We start from the raw sequence: 19973 nt of genomic DNA, 5'->3' as shown, positions 1-19973 counted from the left end.
CGGGAACTACGCCAGATCTTCGATCTGGCTGTTTCGATACATAAATCAATAGTGTTTCGGCGGCCATAGCGAGAGGGAAACGCCCGGTTACATTCCGAACCCGGAAGCTAAGACTCTCTGCGCCGATGGTACTGCAAGGGTGACCTTGTGGGAGAGTAGGACACCGCCGGACTTCTTTGTAAGATGGCCGCCCCGTTTATCGGGGCGGCCATTTTGCGTTAAGTCACGTGAACAGCACCTTTTAGGAGATTCCGATGAGCGATACCCCGAGAAACGAGGGTCGCAGGCCCACTGGTGGACGCCCGGGCTCGGGTCGTCCGGGAGCAGGTCGGCCGGCATCCGGCAAGCCCGCGGAGGGTCGCCCGTACAAGGGCAAGCCCGCCGAGGGCAAGCCCGCCGAAGGCGGGCCGTACCGGGGCAAGCCCGCGGACGGGAAGCCCGCTCGCGACGGCGCGGGTTCGAAGCCTGCCTGGAAGAAGGACAAGCCCGAGGAGAAGCGACTCTGGACCAAGGGCGGCGCGCCCGCCCGCGGTGACAGTTCCGCTCGCGAGCGCGAGACGCCGGAGGATCGCGACCCGTTCGGCATCCGGTCAGTCCGCGCGTTCCACGAGGCGCCCGAGATCCCTGACGACGTCACTCCGAAGCAGCTCGACCGCGTTGCGCTGAACGAGCTCAAGACCCTGAGCAAGGAGAACGCCGAGGGAGTCGCCAAGCACTTGGTGATGGCGGCACGGCTCATCGAGTCCGATCCGAAGCTCGCCCACCAGCACGCGATCTCTGCCGCGCGTCGCGCCGGCCGGATTGGCGTCGTGCGCGAGACGCTGGCCATCACCGCGTACGCCACCGAGGACTACGCGCTCGCGCTTCGTGAGCTGCGCACCTACCGCCGCATCACCGGCCGGGACGACCAGCTGCCCATGATGGTCGACAGCGAGCGCGGTCTCGGTCGCCCCGAGAAGGCGCTCGAGCTCGGGCGCTCCGTCCCGCGCTCGTCGTTGAGCGTGCCCGTCCAGGTCGAACTCGCGATCGCGATGTCCGGTGCGCGCCTCGACCTCGGCAATGCCGAGGCGGCCCTCAACGAGCTGCAGATTCCCCAGCTCGATCCCGAGACCGCCTTCTCCTACAGCACGGGGCTCTTCGACGCGTACGCCGCCGTGCTCGAGGAGCTCGGCCGCAACGACGAGGCTGAGCAGTGGTACGCCCGCGCCGAGGTTGCCGCGGATGCGCTCGAGCAGGGGGACGATGAGGACGAGGTCATCGAGGTCGTCGAGGAGTTCGACGAGGACGAGGACGAGTCCACCGACGTGCCGGAGGGGTCCGATGAGCGGTAGTTCGCCGCTGGACGGGGTGCTCCTTGTGCTTGCCGACCTTGATGGCGTGGTCTACAAGGGCCCCGCCGCCATCCCATATGCCGTTGAGAGCATAAACGCGATCGACGACTCGGTCCGCGTTGCGTACCTCACCAACAACGCCTCGCGGACGGATGCCACGGTCGCAGCGCATCTCACCGAGCTGGGTCTTCGCGCCAGCGCTGAGGACATCGTCACGTCACCGCAGGCCGCGATGACCCTGCTCAAGGACATCGTGCCGGCGGGCTCGACGATCCTCGTCGTGGGCGGCGACGGCCTGGTCGACGAAGTCACGAAGGCGGGGTTCGCCGTGACGCGCTCTGCTCTCGATGCGCCAGCGGCAGTGGTGCAGGGCTTCGCGCCCGACGTCGGCTGGGTGCATCTCGCGGAGGCCGCGTTCGCCCTGAACGGCGAGGGCACCACGGGAGACCTACCGTGGGTGGCCACGAACACCGACTGGACGATTCCGCAGGCGCGAGGGACCGCGCCGGGCAACGGCACGCTCGTCTCGGCAGTGCATACCGCGGTCGGGCGTCTGCCGATCGTCGCGGGCAAGCCGGAGGTCGCCATCTACCGCGAGGCGATGACGAGGTTCGGCACCGAAGCCGCCCTCATGATCGGGGATCGCCTCGACACGGACATTCTGGGAGCGAACCGGGCGGGCATCCCGTCGGTGCTCGTCCTCACCGGGATCGACCAGGCCAAGCAGGTTCTGGGAGCGGTGCCTCAGGAGCGACCCACCTACATCCTGGAAGACCTGCGACAGCTGCACGAGCCGTACCCCGAGACTGTCGTGGTGGAAGGACCGGGCGTGACCCGGACCACCGTGGGCTCGGCGACGGTGCGCCGCGAAGGCGGCACCCTGACCGTCGAGAGCGGAAGCGGTATCGACCTGCTGCGCGCCGGCGCGGCCGCGATCTGGAACTCGGGCGCCGCGATCTACGCGCTCGACGTGCCCGCCGAACTATATTCGTGAGCATGAGCGACACCTCACCGACCGAACCGACCACGGAGACGGACGCCCTTCTCTCGCGCCTGCTCGTGATCGAGGACCAGCCGCTCGAGTCGCGGGCGGCCGCGTTCACGCAGTTGCACGACGAGCTGCAGCACCGCCTGGAGGGCGGGGACTCTGCCTGAGACCGGGGGCCGGGGCGAGTCGAGGCTCGACGCCGCCCTCGCGTCGCGCGGGCTCGCGCGGTCGCGGACCCACGCGGCGAAGCTGATCGCGGACGGCCTCGTCACGGTCGACGGCGCTCCCGTGGTGAAGCCGTCCTCGCCGGTGGGGGAGCAGCAGGTCATCGAGGTCGCGCCCTCCGACCACTACGTGAGCCGCGCGGCGCACAAGCTGGTCGCGGCGCTGGACGGGTTCGGCGTCGACCCTTCCGGCAGGCTCGCGCTCGACGTCGGTGCGTCCACGGGCGGGTTCACGCAGGTGCTGCTCGAGCGCGGTGCCCGCCGGGTGATCGCCACCGATGTGGGCCACGGGCAGCTTGCGCCGAGCATCCGGAGCGACGCCCGTGTCACGGTCGTGGAAGGGTCCAACGCGCGATACCTCACCGCCGCGACCCTGGCCGAGGAGAGCGGGACCGCGGAGGTGCCGACGCTCGTGGTCGCCGACCTCTCTTTCATATCCCTCACGACGGTGCTGCCGGCGCTCGTCGAGACGGTCGGGCTCGAGGCGGACTTCGTGCTGCTGGTGAAGCCGCAGTTCGAGGTCGGGCGCACGGGGATCAGGGAGGGGATCGTGCGCAGCGCGGGCCTGCGCGACGACGCCGTCATGGGCGTGCTGTGGGCCGCGTGGGACCTCTCGCTGCCGACCGCGGGCGTCCTGCCCTCCCCAATCGCCGGAAACTCGGGCAACCGGGAGTATCTGGTCTGGTTGAGCGCACGTGTCGGTGGGAATCCGACAGAATGGACAAGGCAGGTTTCCGCGATCGTGTGAAGAAGAGGTGTGGCCCGTGACATCCGATCGGCACATCCTCATCGTCGCGCACACCGGCAGGCAGGACTCGCTCGAGGCCGCCATCACGGTCTGCCGGCAGCTCATCGCGGCGGGCCTCACCCCGGTGCTCTCGCAGGACGAGTACGCCCACATCATGGCGGCAGCCCACGACCTCCAACCGATCGCGCTTCTCGGCGACGCCGTGAAGATCGGCGACCTCGAGCTCGTGATCGTGCTCGGCGGCGATGGCACGATCCTGCGCGCGGCGGAATTGGCGCGGGGATGCAGTGCTCCCCTTCTGGGAGTGAATCTCGGGCACGTCGGCTTCCTCGCCGAGAGCGACCGCGAGGCTCTGACCGAGACCGTCGCGCGGGCTCTCGCGCAGGACTACCTGGTCGAGGAGCGCATGACTCTCAGCGTCCGGGTGAAGGTCGATGCCGAGGTCGTCTACGAGACCTGGGCGCTCAACGAGGCCACCGTGGAGAAGGCCAGCCGCGAGCGGATGCTCGAAGTGGTGATCGAGATCGACGGCCGCCCCCTCTCCTCCTTCGGGTGCGACGGCGTCGTCATGAGCACCCCGACCGGCTCGACCGCGTACTCCTTCTCAGCGGGCGGCCCCGTGGTGTGGCCGAGCCTCGACGCCCTCCTTCTCGTGCCGCTCAGCCCGCACGCACTGTTCGCCCGCCCGCTCGTCGTAGGGCCGGACTCCGCGATGGCCGTGGAGGTTCTCGACCGCACGCAGGGCACCGGCGTGCTGTGGTGCGACGGCCGCCGCACGCACGACCTGCCGCGCGGCGCTCGCGTGGTGGTGCGCCGCTCGCCCGTCCCGGTGCGACTGGCGCGCCTGAGCCAGGGGCCGTTCACCGACCGCCTGGTCAACAAGTTCAACCTGCCAGTGCACGGCTGGCGCGGCCCCGTGGGCGAGGAGGGCCGCGCGTGATCGAGGAGATCTGGATCCGCTCCCTCGGTGTTATCGGCGATGCCCGTCTTCCGCTCGGCCCCGGCTTCACCGCGATCACGGGCGAGACCGGCGCCGGCAAGACGATGGTCGTCACAGCGCTGGGGCTCCTACTCGGGGAGCGGTCGGACGCGACGGTGATCCGCTCGGGCAGCAGCCAGGCGGTCGTGGAGGGCCGCTGGATCGTCGACCCGAACGGCGCTGTCGCCGAGCGGGCCCGTGACGCCGGGGGAGACCTCGACGGCTCGGAGCTGATCCTCGCGCGGTCCGTGTCGACCGAGGGCCGCAGCCGAGCCATCATCGGCGGCCGCACGACCCCGGTGGGCGTGCTCAATGAGCTCGGTCAGCAGCTCGTGGTGGTTCACGGGCAGTCCGACCAGGTCCGGCTGCGCTCCGCGACAGCACAGCGCGAGGCTCTCGACAGGTTCGCCGGCGCCGAACTCGCCCGACTGCTGGGGGACTACCAGGAGGCCTACCGAGGCTGGCAGTCGAAGCAGGGCGAGCTGGACGTGCTCGTCGCCGAGCAGGACCGCCGTACCCGCGAGGCCGAAGAGCTCCGGATCGCGATGACCGAGATCGAGCAGGTGGCACCCCTCCGCGGCGAGGACGTGGAGCTCAGCGAGCGCTCGGACCGCCTGACCAATCTCGAAGACCTCAGGGTGGCGGCGAGCCAGGCCCACGAGGTCATCTCGGCGCAGTCTGCGGAGGACGGCGCCGATGTGCTCACCCTCCTCGACGTTGCGCGCCGCTCTCTTGAGCGCGTCGTAGCCCACGACACCTCACTGGCTCCGATCGTCGAGGCGCTGCAGGGTGCCGTGGTCGTCGCGACCGAGATATCCGGCCAGCTCTCCAGCTACCTCGGCGACCTCGACACCGACGGCGGGCGCGAGCTCGAGGTGGTGCAGGAGCGCCGTGCCCAGCTGAACCAGCTCGTCCGCAAGTACGGAGCGGACCTCGACGAGGTGATCGACTACCTCGAGAGCGGCAGCGGTCGCCTGCTCGAGCTGGACAACGACGCGGACCGCATCGCCGCACTCGGCACGCAGGTTGAGGCCGACCGCGATCGGGTCATCGCCCTCGCGGGGCAGCTCAGTGACGTGCGGCGCGCCGCGGCCGAGCGGCTCGGGGCCGGCGTCACCGCCGAGCTCGCGGCTCTGGCGATGCCGAACGCTCGCCTGATCGTCGAGGTCGAGGACCGGCCGGAGTACTCCCTGACCGGCAAGGACCAGGTGTCGATCCTGCTGCAGCCGCACCAGGGCTCCGAGCCGCTGCCGCTCGCGAAGGGCGCTTCCGGCGGCGAGCTCTCCCGGGTGATGCTCGCGATCGAGGTCGTCATCTCGGCGAACGACCCCGTGCCCACCTTCATCTTCGACGAGGTCGACGCGGGCGTGGGCGGGGCGAGCGCCATCGAGATCGGTCGGCGCCTCGCGCAGCTGAGCCGCACGGCGCAGGTGATCGTGGTCACCCACCTCGCGCAGGTCGCCGCGTTCGCCACGAACCACCTCCGCGTGCTCAAGGACGACGGCGGCTATGTGACCGCCAGCAGTGTGGAACAGCTGCACGGAGAGCAGCGCATCGTCGAGATGGCGCGGCTCTTGTCGGGACTCTCCGACTCCGAGAGCGGCCTCGCCCACGCGCGCGAACTGCTCGAGATGGCCCGCACCCGCACCGACTGAGGCTGTTCGCCGCGAGCGCACCGCGCGTCACAGCGCCGGCACAGCGCGGGGGCATAGGATGAAACCCCGTGGTGGATAAATCTGAGCAGCACGTGACCAAGCACATTTTCGTCACCGGAGGTGTCGTCTCCTCCCTCGGAAAAGGCCTCACCGCCGCGAGTCTGGGCAATCTGCTCACCGCGCGCGGCCTCCACGTTGTGATGCAGAAGCTCGACCCCTACCTCAACGTCGACCCGGGCACGATGAACCCGTTCCAGCACGGCGAGGTGTTCGTCACCGACGACGGTGCCGAGACCGACCTCGACATCGGCCACTACGAGCGATTCCTCGACATCAACCTCGACCAGGCCGCCAACGTCACGACCGGCCAGATCTACTCCACGGTGATCGCGCGCGAGCGACGCGGCGAGTATCTGGGCGACACGGTGCAGGTCATCCCGCACATCACGGACGAGATCAAGCGCCGGATGCGACTGCAGGCCCAGCCCGGGCCCAACGGCGAGGCCGCCCCCGACGTGATCATCACCGAGATCGGCGGCACGGTGGGCGACATCGAGAGCCAGCCGTTCATCGAGTCCGCACGCCAGGTGCGCCACGAGCTCGGCCGCAAGAACGTGTTCTTCGTGCACGTGTCGCTGGTGCCGTTCATGAACGCGTCCGGCGAGCAGAAGACCAAGCCGACGCAGCACTCCGTCGCCGCGCTCCGCTCGATCGGCATCCAGCCCGACGCGCTCGTGCTGCGCAGCGACCGGCCCGTCTCCGAGAGCAACAAGCGCAAGATCGCGCTCATGTGCGACGTCGACGAGGCGGCGGTCGTCAATGCGGTCGACGTTCCCAGCATCTACGACATCCCCACGATGCTGCACGACCAGGGCCTCGACGCCTACATCATCGAGCAGCTCGGTCTCGTGGCATCCGAGGTCAACTGGGACGGCTGGAGCGAGCTCCTCGCCACGGTCCACGACCCCAAGCACACCGTCACGATCGGCCTGGTCGGCAAGTACATCGACCTGCCGGACGCCTACCTCTCCGTGACCGAGGCGCTCAAGGCCGGCGGGTTCGCGAACCAGGCCAAGGTGAACATCCGCTGGGTGCCGTCCGACGAGTGCGAGACCCCGGAGGGCGCGGCGCGCATGCTGAGCGACCTCGAGGGCATCGTGATCCCCGGCGGGTTCGGCGTGCGCGGCATCGAGGGCAAGCTCGGCGCGCTGCGGTTCGCCCGTGAGAACGGCATCCCCACTCTCGGGCTGTGCCTGGGCCTGCAGTGCATGGTCATTGAATACGCTCGGGATGTCGCCGGCCTCAGTGGCGCGTCATCCTCCGAGTTCGACCCCGACACCCAGTACCCGGTGATCGCCACCATGGCCGAGCAGGTCGACATCATCGCGGGGGGTGACCTCGGCGGCACCATGCGACTCGGCCTGTACGAGGCGGCACTCGAGCCCGGCTCGATCGTGGCGGAGGTGTACGGCAGCGAGCGGATCGCCGAGCGCCACCGCCACCGCTACGAGGTCAACAACGCGTACCGCGAGCAGATCGCGGACGCCGGCCTCGTGTTCTCCGGCATCTCGCCCGACCGCACCCTCGTCGAGTTCGTCGAGCTGCCGCGCGAGGTGCACCCGTACTACGTCGGCACGCAGGCCCACCCGGAGCTGCGCTCGCGGCCCAACAACGCGCACCCGCTGTTCCGCGGCCTCATCGCCGCCGCGCTCGACCGCCAGAACGCCACCCGCCTGTTCGAGGTGCCCGAGCCGACCGATGCCTGAGCGCGGTGCTTGCTGATGCTCAGCGATGACCCCGTCACTCCGGAGATAGTCCAGAGCGACATCGTGTTCGGCGGCAAGGTGTGGGACATCCGCCGCGACACCTTCCTGCTCGAGGGCGACAAGATCGTCCGTGAGTACGTGGACCACACGGGTGCCGTCGCCGTTCTCGCCCTCGACGAGCGCGAGCGCGTGCTTCTGATCAAGCAGTACCGCCACCCGGTGCGGATGCGCGACTGGGAGCTGCCCGCCGGACTGCTCGACATCCGCGGTGAGGCGCCGCTCCTGGCGGCGCAGCGCGAGCTCGCCGAGGAGGCCGACCTGGTCGCCGAGACCTGGGACCTCCTCGCGGAGTTCATGACGAGCCCGGGCGGGAGCAACGAGGTGCTGCGCGTCTACCTCGCCCGTGGCGTGAGCGCGGCCCCGGAGACGTTCGCGCGCACCGAGGAGGAGGCGGGCATCGAGCTGCGCTGGGTGCCGCTCGACGAGGTCGTGGACGGCGTGCTCTCCCGGAGCCTGCAGAACTCGATCCTCGCGATCGCGGCTCTGAGCGCGGCGGCCGGGCGGGCCAGAGGATGGTCGACCCTCGGGGATCCGAACGCGGCGTGGCCGCGGCATCCCCTAGAACGGCGATGACCGAGCAGGTCTCCCTCGCGGTCGCGGTCGACCGCTTCCTCCGGCACGTCTCGATCGAGCGCGGGCTCTCGGGCAACACCCTGCAGGCCTACCGCCGCGACCTGGAGTCGTATGCCGAGTCACTGGCGGCACGCGGCATCCTGACGCCGGAGGGCATCGGCCCCGAGGATGTCACGGCGTTCGCCCACGATTTGCGCACCCGCCCCGACCGCCCGCTCGCGGCCTCGTCGATGGCGCGCATGCTGTCCACGGTCCGCGGCTTCCACAGGTTCCTCGTTGACGAGTCTCTCGTGGCCGTCGATGCCGCCGCGGAGACGAAGCCGCCCAAGCTCGCGATGCGCCTGCCGAAGGCGATCTCGATCGAGCAGATGGAGTCGGTGCTGAACGCGGTGGGCGGGGACGACCCGCAGTCGCTCCGGGACCGCGCCCTGCTGGAGCTGCTCTACGCCACGGGCGCGCGCGTCTCGGAGGCCGTCGCGCTCAACGTCGACGACCTCGTGGACGGCGACATCGTGCGCCTGTTCGGCAAGGGCAGCAAGCAGCGCATCGTTCCGGTGGGCAGCTTCGCCCGCGCCGCGATCGACGCCTACCTCGTGCGCGCGCGGCCGGGGTTCTCCGTGCGCGGCACAGCGACGCCCGCGCTGTTCCTGGGCGCGCGCGGCCAACGGGTGTCGCGGCAGAACGCGTGGCTGATCATCCGGGCGGCCGCGGAGAAGGCGAAGCTCGGGGTGGAGATCTCACCGCACACGTTCCGCCACTCCTTCGCGACCCACCTTCTCGCGGGCGGGGCCGACGTGCGCGTAGTACAGGAGCTGCTCGGCCACTCGTCGGTCGCGACCACGCAGATCTACACGATGGTGACTGCCGACACGCTCCGTGACATGTACACGACCGCGCACCCCCGAGCGCGGTAGCTACTCGCCGACGGTGTTGACCAGGGGCACCGCGGCGCCCTTCTCCTGCTGCAGGAACAGTGCGAGCACGGCCGACACCGCGGCGATGGCGATGAGGATGCCGCCCACGAGGTGGAAGTTGTCGATAGTCGCCGCGAGGGTCGCGCCGCCCGCCACGATCGAGCCGAGGATGCTCACGCCGATCGACCCGCCGAGCCGCTGTGTGATGTTGAAGAGGGTGTTGCCATCGGCCAGCTCCTCCTCGGGCAGCGGGGCGAGCATGGCGACGAGCAGGGGAGTCGTCACGAAGCCGATAGCTATGGCGCGCACGGAGAGCGCCACCGCCGTGAGCCAGAGCGGCGTGTCCTGCTCGAGGAACAGGAGGTAGACACTCGACACGGCGAGGGCGACGAAGCCGGTGACGACGAGCACGCGGAGGGGCACGCGGCCGGAGAGCTTCTGGCCGACGAACGTGCCGAGGCCCATGATGATGCCCTGGGGGAGGAGCGCGATGCCGGTCTCTACCGCGGAGTAGCCCTGCACCGACTGCGTGAACACGGGGATGAGGAACACCGTGCCGAAGGCGACGACCGAGCAGAAGATCTGCAGCACGAGGGCGAGGGCCGAGTTGCGGTGCAGGATCATCTTCACGTCGACGGCGGGATGCGCGCGCCGCAGTGCCCAGAGCGTGTAGGCCACGAGCAGCAGGAGCCCGCCGCCGAGGGGCGCCCAGGCGAGTGGGGAGTCCCAGCCCTCCGAGGTTCCCTCGGTCGCCCCGAGCAGGGCGGCGGTGAGGCCCAGAGCGAGCAGCACGAAGCCGACGGGGTCGAATCGAGTCGTGGCATCCGGCTGCGCACCGATGCTCCGCGGCACGCGCAGCATGAGCAGCAGCCCGACGACGCCCACGGGGACGTTCACGAGGAAGATCCAGCGCCAGCCGCCGGCGCCGATGAGCAGGCCGCCCAGCGTCGGGCCGAGGGCGGGCGCGAGGAACAGCACGAGCGCCGCGGAGATGGGGATCTTGCCGCCCCCGATGCCGTCTTTGCCGAGCAGGATGCTCAGCGCGAGCGGCACGAGGGGAGCGCCCGCGAACCCCTGCAGGGCACGGAAGGCGATGAGGAACTCGATGTTCGGCGCGATGGCGCAGGCCGCGGAGACGATCACGAAGAGGATCATGCTGATGGTGTACACGCGCAGGGTGCCGAAGCGCTTGGCCAGGTAGGCGGTGAGGGCGAGCGAGACGCCGAGAGCCAGTAGGTAGCCGCTGACCACCCACTGGACGTCGTCCAGCTGCGCCTCCAGCTCGGTCGCGATGTCGGGCACCGCGACGTTCACGATGCTCGAGTCGATCATGCTCAGGAGCGGGCCGATGAGCAGCCCGTAGCGTGCGACGGCGCCGAGGGGTGAGCCGGTAGCGGTGCTCATGATCCTGCTTTCGTGGTGAGGTCGGTGATCCACTGGCGCTCGCGCTCGAACCGCTCGACGAGGTGGGCCATGCTGAGGTTGCGCCACTCGCGGGAGGGGGACTTCTCGCTCTCCGCAATGAGGGTGCGCACCTGCGAGATGCCGCGGTCGAGAACTGCCGCGCGGGCGTCGAGGATGCCGAGGCGCTGCTCGGGTGACAGTTCGTGGAAGAAGCTCACCCGCGCGAGGAACTCCTCCTCGCTGGCTGCCAGTTTGGCCGGGAGGGTGGCGATCAGGTCGGAGAACAGGCGCCGGCCGGTCTCGGTGATCGTGTAGACCTTGCGGTCGGGCCTGCCCTCCTGCTCCTCGACCGACTTGGTCACCGCGCCCGCCTCCTCGAACCGCCGCAGAACGGGGTAGAGGGAGTTGTTGCTCAGAGAGGTGAGGGTCGTGCGCTGCACGCGGCGCTTGAGCTCGTAGCCGTGGATCGGGCCTGCGCGCAGCACGCTCAGCATGATGATCTCGACGGCCATCCCGCCATCATGGCATAGGTTACGGTGACCTATAACCTTCAACCTCTGGTAGAGGCGAACCGGGCCGCGAAGACGCGTCGAAGGCCGGGGGTTCAAATCTGCCGCCGTACACTCGATTTATGACGGCCCAGAGAGAAGATGCGGCGGTACTGCCCGGTCTCGAGGCTCCCGTGATCGGCCCGACCGGGCGCAGGCAGACTGTTTTCGCCGACCCGCCGCCCCTCAAGGGCCACGGTCCCGCGCGGATCATCTCGCTGAGCAACCAGAAGGGCGGCGTCGGCAAGACGACCAGCACCATCAACCTGGGTGCGGCGCTCGCCGAGTACGGCCGGCGCGTGCTCGCCGTGGACTTCGACCCCCAGGGCGCGCTCTCCGCGGGGCTCGGCGTGCCGACGCACGATGTGCCGACCATCTACGACCTGCTCCTCGGCACGATCAAGAACCCGGCCGAGGCGATCGTCCACACCGACTACCCGAACCTCGATGTGATCCCGGCCAACATCGACCTCTCCGCCGCCGAGGTGCACCTCGTCAACGAGGTCGCCCGCGAGACGATCCTCGCCCGGGTACTGCGCAAGGTCAGCGACCAGTACGACGTGATCCTCATCGACTGCCAGCCCTCGCTCGGGCTGCTGACAGTCAACGCGCTCACGGCGGCCCACGGCGTGCTCATCCCGCTCGAGTGCGAGTTCTTCGCACTGCGCGGTGTCGCACTTCTCGTCGAGACGATCGACAAGGTGCGCGACCGCCTCAACCCGGCGATCGAGCTCGACGGCATCCTCGCCACGATGTACGACGCGCGCACCCTGCACTCCCGCGAGGTGCTGGAGCGCGTGGTCGAGACGTTCGGCGACCAGGTGCTCGAGACGGTCATCGGCCGCACGGTCAAGTTCCCCGACGCGAGCGTCGCGGGGGCCCCGATCACGAGCTTCGCCCCCGACCACAGCGCGTCGGACGCCTATCGCCAGTTGGCCCGAGAACTGATCCACCGTGGCGCCGTCGCCTAGCGACGTCGAGGAGGTGGAGTCGGAGGCCGCGGGCTTCTCCGTTTCGCTGTCCAACTTCGACGGCCCGTTCGACCTGCTGCTCTCGCTCATCACCAAGCACGAGCTCGACATCACCGAGGTGTCGCTCTCGAAGATCACCGACGAGTTCATCACGTACCTGCGCGGGCTCGACTCCGACGAGGAGCTCGATCAGGCGAGCGAGTTCCTCGTTGTCGCGGCGACTCTGCTCGACCTGAAGGTCGCGGGGCTCCTGCCGCAGGGCGAACTCGTCGACGCCGAGGATGTCGCCCTGCTCGAGGCCCGCGACCTGCTGTTCGCCCGGCTGCTGCAGTACCGCGCGTTCAAGGAGGCGGCGACCTGGTTCTCGTCGCACCTCGAGGCCGAGTCGACGCGGCACTTCCGCGCTGTCCGCCTCGAGGAGAAGTACCGCAAGCAGACTCCGGAGCTCGTCTGGACGCTGACGGCTGAGGACTTCGCCGCCATCGCCGCGCTCGCCTTCACGCCGCGGGAGATCCCCTCCGTCGGGCTCGACCACCTGCACGCGCCGCTCGTGTCGATCCGCGAGCAGGCGGCGCACGTCGTCGCGCTGCTGCGCCGCGGCGAGCCGATGACCTTCCGCCAGCTCATCGCGGGCGCCGACCAGAAGGGCGTGGTCATCGCGCGCTTCCTGGCGATCCTCGAGCTCTTCCGCGGCGCGTTCGTGGGATTCGAGCAGCTCGAGCCGCTCGGTGAGCTCACCATCCACTGGTCCGCCGAGCACTGGTCGGACGACAGCCTCGCCAATTTGGGGAACGACTATGGAAACTGACGAGATAGAGACGCCCACGCGCACCGTCGCCGACCTCGAGCGGGCGCTCGAGGCCGTGTTCATGGTGGCGGACGAGCCGCAGAGCCTCGTCTCTCTCGCGACCGCCGTGAACGCGCCCGTGCCCGCGGTGCGGCAGACGATCGAGCGGCTCGTCGCGGACTACGACGGCGTCGGCGGGGGCATCCGCCGCGGGTTCGAGCTGCGCGAGGTGGGCGGAGGCTGGCGCATCTACGTGCGCCCCGAGCACGACGACCTCGTGCGCGACTTCGTACTCACGCAGAACCCCACGCGACTCAGCCAGGCAGCACTCGAGACCCTCGCGGTGATCGCGTACAAGCAGCCGATCAGCCGCGGCGCGATAGCCTCGATCCGCGCGGTGAACGTCGACTCCGTCGTGCGCACCCTCCTCGGTCGCGGCCTCATCACGGAGGCGTTCACCGACAACGAGACCGGTGCGATCCACTACGAGACGACAGACCTCCTCCTCACCCAGCTGGGCATCAACTCGATCGAGGAGCTGCCGCACATCTCGCCGCTGCTCGAGGACGGCGCGGACGGTTTCGATGAGCGACGCTGATTTCTCGACGGGCTCGACCAACCCTGAGGGCGAGCGGCTGCAGAAGGTCATGGCCGCGTCGGGCGTGGCATCCCGCCGCGTCTCGGAGGACCTCATCGCGCAGGGGCGGGTCACCGTCAACGGCGAGGTGGTCGACGAGCCGGGCCGCCGCGTGCTGCCCACCGACCGCATCACGGTCGACGGCACCGCGATCCAGACCGACACGACCAAGCGCTACGTCATGCTCAACAAGCCGGTCGGCGTGGTCAGCTCGATGGCCGACGAGAGCGGCCGGCCCGACCTCCGCGAGTTCACCCGCGAGTACGAGGAGCGCCTGTTCAACGTCGGCCGCCTCGACGCCAACACCTCGGGCCTGCTCGTGCTGACCAACGACGGCGACCTCGCGCATGTGCTCGCGCATCCCTCGTTCGGTGTTTCCAAGACCTACATCGCGAAGGTGTCCGGCACAGTGAGCGCGCAGACGATCTCGAAGCTCACCAAGGGCTTCGACCTCGACGACGGCTTCATCGTCGCCGACAAGGCCCGCATGCTGGGGCCGGCATCGGGCGGGGCATCCCAGGTCGAGATCACGCTGCACTCGGGCCGCAACCGCATCGTGCGCCGGATGCTCGACGCCGTCGGCCACCCGGTGCTCGAGCTGGTCCGGCGCCAGTTCGGTCCGCTGCACCTCGGCAGCCTCAAGGTCGGCCAGACCCGGGATCTCACTAAGGTTGAACTCGGCGAACTGCTGACGCTGAGCCGCCCGCCGCAGGGCGGCGAGAAAGAGGAGACCGGTGCCTGAACGACGCCTCGCGGGCCCCGTGCGCATCGTCGGCGCTGGGCTGCTCGGCACGAGCATCGGCCTCGCCCTCCGCGAGCACGGGGTGGACGTCATCCTCGACGACAGCTCGCCCTCCGGCCTCAGCCTCGCCATCGACTACGGCGCCGGCCGTCGCGCGCTGCCGGACGACGCGCCCGAGCTCGTCGTCGTGTGCGTGCCCCCGGATGTCACGGCGCGGGTGGTGGCGGCGGAGCTCGCCGCGCATCCCGACGCCCTCGTGACCGACGTCGCGAGCGTGAAGGTCGCCCCGCTCGAGGAGCTGCGCGCGAGCGGCGCCGACCTCTCCCGCTACATCGGCTCGCACCCGATGGCCGGGCGTGAGCGCAGCGGCGCCATCGCCGCCCGCGCGGACCTCTTCATCGGCAGGCCGTGGGTGATCGCCGGCCACGATGCGATCACGTACCGCCGCGCGGCCGCCGTCGAGCAGCTCGCGCTCGACCTCGGAGCCCAGCCCATCGAGATGGATGCCGCGGAGCACGACCGCAACGTGGCGCTCGTGTCGCACGCGCCGCAGCTGGTCTCGACACTGCTCGCGCGCCGTCTGGGAGGAGCGACGGACTCCGCTGTCTCACTCGCCGGGCAGGGACTGCGCGACACGACCCGCATCGCCTCGAGCGACCCCGAGCTGTGGGTGCAGATCCTCGGCGCCAACTCCGCTCCCGTGGCCGAGATCCTGCGCGCGCTGCGCTCCGACCTCGACACCGTGCTCGCCGCGCTCGACGACCCGTCGGCGCCGGGGGCGCGCCGGGCCATCGCCGAGACTCTGGCCGGCGGCAATGCGGGGGTTGCGCGCATCCCGGGCAAGCACGGCCAGGCCAGCCACTTCAGCCAGATCGTCGTCAAGGTCGACGACACCCCGGGCGAGCTCGCCCGGCTACTCACCGAGATCGGCGAGGCGGGAGTGAACATGGAGGACCTTCGGCTCGAGCACTCGCCGGGCGCGCAGATCGGCCTGGCCGAGATCTCGGTGCTGCCGGAGGCCGAGGAGCGCCTCGTCTCCGAGCTCGAGGGCCGGGGCTGGAAGATCGTAGGAGCGTTCGCATGACCGTAGTCGTCGCCATCGACGGGCCCGCCGGCAGCGGCAAGTCGAGTGTCTCCCGAGCGGCAGCCCGAGCGCTCGGCTTCGGCTACCTCGACACCGGCGCCGCCTACCGCGCACTCGCGTGGCACTGCCTCGAAGTCGGAGTCGACACCCTCGACCCGAGCGACATCGCCGACGAGCTGCCCCGCTTCGAGTACACGATCGGCACCGACCCCGACAACTACTTCGTCCGCGTGGGCGCGGATGTGATCACGGAGGACATCCGCGAGCCCCGCGTGACCCACATCGTGAGCGCTGTCGCGCGCGTTCCCGAGGTGCGCGGCTACCTCGTCGAGCTGTTCCGGAGCATCATCGCGGCGTCCGACCGGCCCGGCATCATCATCGAGGGGCGGGATATCACCACTGTCGTGGCACCCGATGCGCCGGTGCGGATTCTGCTCACGGCATCCGAGGAAGCTAGAATGGGCAGGCGTTCCGCGGAACTCGCCGGAGTCGATGCGTCGGCAACAGCGAAGGCCCTCTCAGACCGGGACGCACAGGACTCGCGCGTCGTGGACTTCATGAACGCAGCAGATGGTGTGACCACCATCGATTCCACCGATCTCGACTTCGACCAGACCGTAGCGGCTGTCGTGAGTCTCGTACGTTCTGCTGGTTGAGTAGCGGAGCGTATCGAAACCATTAAGGACTGAACATGGCTGACGAGGATGACTTCCCCGAGCTCGATACCGCTCTAGCCGACCGCATCCGCGGGCTCGACGACCAGGAGGCGGCGCAGCGCGCGAGCGCCCTCCGCCAGGGCCTCGCCGACTACGAGCTCGATGCCGAAGACCTCGACATCCTCGAGACCGTCACCGACGACCCCGATGCGATCGTCTACCTGCCCGCCCTTCCCGTGCTCGCGATCGTGGGGCGGCCCAACGTCGGCAAGTCCGCGCTCGTGAACCGCATCATCGGCCGCCGCGAGGCCGTCGTGCAGGACACCCCTGGCGTTACGCGGGACCGCGTCAACTACAAGGCCGAGTGGGCCGACCGCAAGTTCACCATCGTCGACACCGGTGGCTGGGAGCCGGATGCCAAGGGCATCAACGCCTCCGTCGCCGCCCAGGCCGAGGTCGCGATCGACCTCGCGGACGCCGTCCTCTTCGTCGTCGACGCGACCGTGGGCGCTACAGCCACCGACGAGCACGTCGTCCGGATGCTCCGTGCCACCAAGAAGCCCGTGATGCTCGTCGCCAACAAGGTCGACGACGTGCGCCAGGAGCCAGAGGCGGCCGTGCTCTGGTCGCTCGGGCTCGGCCAGCCGTGGCCGGTCTCCGCTGTCCACGGCCGCGGCGTCGCCGACCTGCTCGACCACGTCATGACCGTCCTCCCGACCGTCTCCTCGGTCGCGAAGGAGGAGGTCGGCGGTCCGCGCCGCGTCGCGATCCTCGGCCGCCCCAACGTCGGCAAGTCCAGCCTGCTCAACAAGACCGCGGGGGAGGAGCGCGTCGTCGTCAACGAGCTCGCGGGCACCACCCGCGATCCCGTCGACGAGCAGATCGAGCTCGGCGGCAAGTTCTGGCGCTTCGTCGACACCGCCGGTATCCGCCGCCGCGTGAGCCTCGCGCAGGGCGCCGACTTCTACGCCACTCTGCGCACCTCTGCCGCGCTGGAGAAGGCCGAAGTCGCCGTCGTCGTTCTCGACGTGAGCGAGCCCATCAGCACGCAGGACCTCAAGATCGTCGACCTCGTGCTCGAGTCGGGCCGCGCGCTCGTGCTCGCCTACAACAAGTGGGACCTCCTCGACGACGAGCGCCGCATATACCTCGAGCGGGAGATCGAGCAGGACCTCTCGCACGTGTCGTGGGCCCCGCGCGTCAACATCTCCGCGAAGACGGGCCGACACCTCGAGAAGCTCGTGCCGGCGCTCGAGCTCGCGCTCGAGTCGTGGGACACCCGCATTCCCACCGGCAAGTTCAACGCGCTGCTCGCCGAGCTCACTGCCGAGCATCCCCACCCCGTTCGCGGCGGCAAGCAGCCGCGCATCCTGTTCGGCACCCAGGCCGCCTCGCGCCCGCCGACGTTCGTGCTGTTCACGACCGGATTCCTCGACCCGCAGTACCGCCGCTTCATCACGCGGCGCCTGCGCGAGATCTTCGGCTTCGAGGGTAGCCCGATCAACGTGAACATGCGGGTGCGCGAGAAGCGCAAGCGCTAGCGATGACGCCGCCCAACGACCTGCCACGCCGCCCCCACGACAAGGGCGACGCGTGGGTGTTCGGCCCGGGCGGGGAGCGGTACTGGGGCACGTACGGCGCGGCCGGGCTGCTGGTGTGGCACCGCACGCTCGGCGTGCTGCTGCAGCACCGGGTCGAGTGGAGCCACTTCGGCGGCACCTGGGGGCTGCCCGGTGGCGCCCGCAAAGAGGGAGAGAGCGCGGTGGATGCCGCGTTCCGCGAGGCCAACGAGGAGGCCGGCGTTCCCGCCGACCTCCTGCGCGTGATGTCCACGAGCGTGTACGACCGCGAGGTGTGGAGCTACACCACGGTGGTGGCGGAGGCGCTCGAGGAGTTCACTCCGGTCATCGGGGATGCTGAGAGCGAGGCTCTCGCGTGGGTCGCGGTCGCCGACGTGGATGGGCTGCCGCTGCATCCCGGATTCGCGGCGAGCTGGCCCGCCCTGCGCCTCTTGCTGGTTGAGTAGGCGGGTTGAGTAGGCCGCCCGCGGCCGTATCGAAACCTGGTCTCGATACGAGCGCCAGAGCGCCCTACTCAACCGCCTGAGGACTAGTGCCCGCCCTCGGCGCCGGCGTGGTCGAACTCGACCGGCTTGGGCACGAAGAGCGCGGCCACGATGGCGAGCAGCGAGATGAACGCGCCGGCCATGAAGGCGTTGTGCACGCCGACCGCTTCCGCGGATACGCCGTCGGGATCGCCGCCGGCCGTGATCGAGCCGATGGTGAACAGCGCGACGAAGAGCGCCGTTCCGGCAGCACCCGCGAGTTGCTGCACGGTGGCGATCGTGGCGCTGCCGTACGAGTAGAGGCGCGGGTTGAGCGCGGCCATCGACGACGTGAACAGCGGCGTGAACATGAACGCGAGACCCACACTGAGGAACACGTGCAGCCCGAGGACGACGCCCCACGGAGTGCCCTCGCCCAGCAGCATCCAGAAGCCCCAGAGTGCGATGCTGACGACAACGGCGCCGGGCACGATCAGCGGCCGCGGCCCGAAGCGGTCGTACAGGCGACCGATGAACGGGCCGGCCACACCCATCAGGAGGCTGCCGGGCACGAGCAGGAGCCCGCTGTAGACGGGGTCGATGCCGAGCACCTTCTGCGTGTAGATCGGCAGCAGGAAGACGGTGCCGAACAGCGCGCCCATCATGATGACCATGAGCACGATCGCGACGGTGAACCCGCGGGACTTGAAGGTGCGCAGGTCGAGGAACGCGCGGTCGCCGCGCTGCAGCACCAGCTGCCGCACGATGAACAGGACCAGTGCCGTGCCGCCGACGGCGAGCGGGATCCACGGCGCGACCGGGGCGGCGCCCGCGGCCGACTCGCCCAGGCTCGAGAGCCCGTAGATCAGGCCGCCGAATGCGAACGCCGAGAGGATGACCGACAGGGTGTCGAGCGGCACCTTGCGCGGCTCGGTGACGTTCTGCACGCGCATCGCGCCGAGCACCAGCGCGGCGATCGCGATGGGCAGCACGATGATGAAGATGAAGCGCCAGTGGAGGCCCTGCACGATGGCACCGCCGATTGCCGGGCCGAGGGCCGGCGCCACCGACATGACGATGGAGATGTTGCCCATGGTCTTGCCGCGCTCGTGCGGCGGGACAAGGGTCATCACCGTCGTCATGAGCAGCGGCATCATGATCGCGGTGCCGCTCGCCTGGACAATGCGGCCGGCGAGCAGGATCTCGAACCCGGGCGCGATTGCCGCAATCGCCGTTCCGAGGCTGAAGAGGCTCATAGCGAGGATGAACACGGTGCGCGTGTTGAGCCTCTGCATGAGGAACCCGGTAGTCGGGATGACGACGGCCATCGTCAGCATGAATGCCGTCGTGAGCCACTGGGCCGTGCTCGCGGGAATGCTGAGGTCGGCCATGACTGCCGGGATCGCGACACTGATGATGGTCTCGTTGAGGAACACCACGAAGGTGGCCACGAGCATCAGGTTGATGACGAGGCTGTTGCGCCGACGGTGGTCGGGAGCCACGCCCGTGGCGGCTGGTGCTGTAAGGGTGTCGTCAGACATGGATGTTCCCGTCGATTGAGCTGCGGAGGACACGGGCAACCCGGCCCGCACGGAAAGTAAACGTTGTGAACATCATGTCTTATTCCACCGACATTGCTCCACTGGAATCGGCGACTGAGCTTTCGCCCCTCGCGAACACGCTAAGCTATTCGAGTTGTCACGGGCTGTAGCGCAGCTTGGTAGCGCACCTGACTGGGGGTCAGGGGGTCGCAGGTTCAAATCCTGTCAGCCCGACCGAGATGACAGAAACGGCCACCGATATCGGTGGCCGTTTCCGTCTTACCTGCGGGGCATTGCTGTTGTCTTCAGCCAACACCGCTC

At 69.3% G+C, this 19973-nt stretch carries 20 protein-coding genes, 1 tRNA gene and 1 rRNA gene; 19 read left to right on the top strand and 3 right to left on the bottom strand.

Going from position 1 to position 19973, the window contains the following annotated elements; translation table 11 throughout:
• The first annotated feature begins 55 nt into the window (after window positions 1–55).
• The 10 genes from rrf to xerD all read left to right on the top strand — a co-directional run bounded on the left by rrf (window position 56) and on the right by xerD (window position 9238).
• Window positions 56–172, top strand: a 5S ribosomal RNA gene (gene rrf / locus AC1RTC_RS04985).
• Between the two features lie 82 nt (window positions 173–254).
• Window positions 255–1331: a hypothetical protein gene (locus AC1RTC_RS04980; RefSeq protein WP_493154371.1), complete on the top strand. Its 1077-nt coding sequence runs from the start codon at window positions 255–257 to the stop codon at window positions 1329–1331.
• Window positions 1321–2325: an HAD-IIA family hydrolase gene (locus AC1RTC_RS04975; protein WP_493154370.1), complete on the top strand. Its 1005-nt coding sequence runs from the start codon at window positions 1321–1323 to the stop codon at window positions 2323–2325. Before AC1RTC_RS04980 ends, AC1RTC_RS04975 begins: the two co-directional genes overlap by 11 nt.
• 2 nt (window positions 2326–2327) lie before the next feature.
• Window positions 2328–2486, top strand: a complete 159-nt coding sequence (locus AC1RTC_RS04970; protein ID WP_493154369.1) for a hypothetical protein — start codon at window positions 2328–2330, stop codon at window positions 2484–2486.
• Window positions 2479–3291 carry a TlyA family RNA methyltransferase gene (locus tag AC1RTC_RS04965; protein WP_493154774.1) on the top strand — a complete coding sequence of 271 codons (813 nt, stop codon included), beginning with the start codon at window positions 2479–2481 and terminating at the stop codon, window positions 3289–3291. Before AC1RTC_RS04970 ends, AC1RTC_RS04965 begins: the two co-directional genes overlap by 8 nt.
• Before the next feature lie 16 nt (window positions 3292–3307).
• On the top strand, window positions 3308–4231 hold the full coding sequence (locus AC1RTC_RS04960; protein ID WP_493154368.1) for an NAD kinase: 924 nt from the start codon (window positions 3308–3310) through the stop codon (window positions 4229–4231).
• Window positions 4228–5925 (top strand): DNA repair protein RecN, encoded by a 1698-nt coding sequence (gene recN / locus AC1RTC_RS04955; RefSeq protein WP_493154367.1) that lies wholly within the window; start codon window positions 4228–4230, stop codon window positions 5923–5925. The genes AC1RTC_RS04960 and recN overlap by 4 nt, the downstream gene beginning before the upstream one ends.
• Before the next feature lie 92 nt (window positions 5926–6017).
• On the top strand, window positions 6018–7691 hold the full coding sequence (gene pyrG, locus AC1RTC_RS04950) for a CTP synthase (protein ID WP_493154366.1): 1674 nt from the start codon (window positions 6018–6020) through the stop codon (window positions 7689–7691).
• Between the two features lie 15 nt (window positions 7692–7706).
• Window positions 7707–8324 carry an NUDIX domain-containing protein gene (locus AC1RTC_RS04945; RefSeq protein WP_493154365.1) on the top strand — a complete coding sequence of 206 codons (618 nt, stop codon included), beginning with the start codon at window positions 7707–7709 and terminating at the stop codon, window positions 8322–8324.
• Window positions 8321–9238: a site-specific tyrosine recombinase XerD gene (xerD, locus tag AC1RTC_RS04940; RefSeq protein WP_493154364.1), complete on the top strand. Its 918-nt coding sequence runs from the start codon at window positions 8321–8323 to the stop codon at window positions 9236–9238. The genes AC1RTC_RS04945 and xerD overlap by 4 nt, the downstream gene beginning before the upstream one ends.
• Here the strand turns inward: xerD and AC1RTC_RS04935 are convergent, their stop codons facing one another.
• Both AC1RTC_RS04935 and AC1RTC_RS04930 read right to left on the bottom strand, forming a co-directional pair.
• Window positions 9239–10642, bottom strand: a complete 1404-nt coding sequence (locus AC1RTC_RS04935; RefSeq protein WP_493154363.1) for a DHA2 family efflux MFS transporter permease subunit — start codon at window positions 10640–10642, stop codon at window positions 9239–9241.
• Entirely contained in the window at window positions 10639–11154 is a 516-nt protein-coding gene (locus AC1RTC_RS04930; protein WP_493154362.1) for a PadR family transcriptional regulator, read from the bottom strand. Before AC1RTC_RS04930 ends, AC1RTC_RS04935 begins: the two co-directional genes overlap by 4 nt.
• A 119-nt stretch (window positions 11155–11273) precedes the next feature.
• Here AC1RTC_RS04930 and AC1RTC_RS04925 point away from each other — a divergent pair, with 119 nt between their 5' ends.
• Genes AC1RTC_RS04925 through AC1RTC_RS04890 form a run of 8 tightly spaced genes read left to right on the top strand, consistent with a single transcriptional unit; the run spans window position 11274 to window position 18093 of the window.
• Window positions 11274–12161 carry a ParA family protein gene (locus AC1RTC_RS04925; protein ID WP_493154361.1) on the top strand — a complete coding sequence of 296 codons (888 nt, stop codon included), beginning with the start codon at window positions 11274–11276 and terminating at the stop codon, window positions 12159–12161.
• Window positions 12145–12969 carry a segregation and condensation protein A gene (locus AC1RTC_RS04920; RefSeq protein WP_493154360.1) on the top strand — a complete coding sequence of 275 codons (825 nt, stop codon included), beginning with the start codon at window positions 12145–12147 and terminating at the stop codon, window positions 12967–12969. The genes AC1RTC_RS04925 and AC1RTC_RS04920 overlap by 17 nt, the downstream gene beginning before the upstream one ends.
• Window positions 12959–13546, top strand: a complete 588-nt coding sequence (scpB, locus tag AC1RTC_RS04915) for an SMC-Scp complex subunit ScpB (protein WP_493154359.1) — start codon at window positions 12959–12961, stop codon at window positions 13544–13546. Before AC1RTC_RS04920 ends, scpB begins: the two co-directional genes overlap by 11 nt.
• Window positions 13533–14327, top strand: coding sequence for a pseudouridine synthase (locus AC1RTC_RS04910; protein ID WP_493154358.1), 795 nt, complete (start codon window positions 13533–13535; stop codon window positions 14325–14327). Before scpB ends, AC1RTC_RS04910 begins: the two co-directional genes overlap by 14 nt.
• On the top strand, window positions 14320–15411 hold the full coding sequence (locus tag AC1RTC_RS04905) for a prephenate dehydrogenase (protein WP_493154357.1): 1092 nt from the start codon (window positions 14320–14322) through the stop codon (window positions 15409–15411). Before AC1RTC_RS04910 ends, AC1RTC_RS04905 begins: the two co-directional genes overlap by 8 nt.
• A complete protein-coding gene (cmk, locus tag AC1RTC_RS04900; protein WP_493154356.1) occupies window positions 15408–16067 on the top strand; it encodes a (d)CMP kinase in 660 nt (219 codons plus the stop codon). The genes AC1RTC_RS04905 and cmk overlap by 4 nt, the downstream gene beginning before the upstream one ends.
• 35 nt (window positions 16068–16102) lie before the next feature.
• Window positions 16103–17608: a ribosome biogenesis GTPase Der gene (gene der / locus AC1RTC_RS04895; RefSeq protein WP_493154355.1), complete on the top strand. Its 1506-nt coding sequence runs from the start codon at window positions 16103–16105 to the stop codon at window positions 17606–17608.
• A gap of 2 nt (window positions 17609–17610) precedes the next feature.
• Window positions 17611–18093 (top strand): NUDIX domain-containing protein, encoded by a 483-nt coding sequence (locus AC1RTC_RS04890; protein ID WP_493154354.1) that lies wholly within the window; start codon window positions 17611–17613, stop codon window positions 18091–18093.
• Between the two features lie 83 nt (window positions 18094–18176).
• Here AC1RTC_RS04890 and AC1RTC_RS04885 read toward each other — a convergent pair whose 3' ends face one another.
• The gene (locus AC1RTC_RS04885) at window positions 18177–19652 is read right to left on the bottom strand and encodes an MDR family MFS transporter (protein ID WP_493154353.1); all 1476 of its coding nucleotides are present in this window, start codon (window positions 19650–19652) and stop codon (window positions 18177–18179) included.
• 160 nt (window positions 19653–19812) lie between these two features.
• Here AC1RTC_RS04885 and AC1RTC_RS04880 point away from each other — a divergent pair.
• Window positions 19813–19886: transfer RNA gene (locus tag AC1RTC_RS04880), tRNA-Pro, on the top strand.
• Window positions 19887–19973 lie beyond the last annotated feature (87 nt).

This window comes from Rhodoglobus sp. GW821-FHT12B09 (assembly GCF_058809925.1).
The sequence above is the reverse complement of the archived record's forward strand: the minus strand, read 5'-3'. Positions and strand labels throughout refer to the sequence as shown.

Coding starts and splice junctions, on each gene's coding strand:
- cmk (WP_493154356.1), top strand. CDS start 15,408: ATGACCGTAGTCGTCGCCATCGACGGGCCCGCCGGCAGCGGCAAGTCG.
- AC1RTC_RS04890 (WP_493154354.1), top strand. CDS start 17,611: ATGACGCCGCCCAACGACCTGCCACGCCGCCCCCACGACAAGGGCGAC.
- AC1RTC_RS04885 (WP_493154353.1), bottom strand. CDS start 19,652: ATGTCTGACGACACCCTTACAGCACCAGCCGCCACGGGCGTGGCTCCC.
- AC1RTC_RS04925 (WP_493154361.1), top strand. CDS start 11,274: ATGACGGCCCAGAGAGAAGATGCGGCGGTACTGCCCGGTCTCGAGGCT.
- scpB (WP_493154359.1), top strand. CDS start 12,959: ATGGAAACTGACGAGATAGAGACGCCCACGCGCACCGTCGCCGACCTC.
- AC1RTC_RS04980 (WP_493154371.1), top strand. CDS start 255: ATGAGCGATACCCCGAGAAACGAGGGTCGCAGGCCCACTGGTGGACGC.
- AC1RTC_RS04975 (WP_493154370.1), top strand. CDS start 1,321: ATGAGCGGTAGTTCGCCGCTGGACGGGGTGCTCCTTGTGCTTGCCGAC.
- AC1RTC_RS04970 (WP_493154369.1), top strand. CDS start 2,328: ATGAGCGACACCTCACCGACCGAACCGACCACGGAGACGGACGCCCTT.
- AC1RTC_RS04945 (WP_493154365.1), top strand. CDS start 7,707: ATGCTCAGCGATGACCCCGTCACTCCGGAGATAGTCCAGAGCGACATC.
- xerD (WP_493154364.1), top strand. CDS start 8,321: ATGACCGAGCAGGTCTCCCTCGCGGTCGCGGTCGACCGCTTCCTCCGG.
- AC1RTC_RS04935 (WP_493154363.1), bottom strand. CDS start 10,642: ATGAGCACCGCTACCGGCTCACCCCTCGGCGCCGTCGCACGCTACGGG.
- AC1RTC_RS04910 (WP_493154358.1), top strand. CDS start 13,533: ATGAGCGACGCTGATTTCTCGACGGGCTCGACCAACCCTGAGGGCGAG.
- AC1RTC_RS04930 (WP_493154362.1), bottom strand. CDS start 11,154: ATGGCCGTCGAGATCATCATGCTGAGCGTGCTGCGCGCAGGCCCGATC.
- der (WP_493154355.1), top strand. CDS start 16,103: ATGGCTGACGAGGATGACTTCCCCGAGCTCGATACCGCTCTAGCCGAC.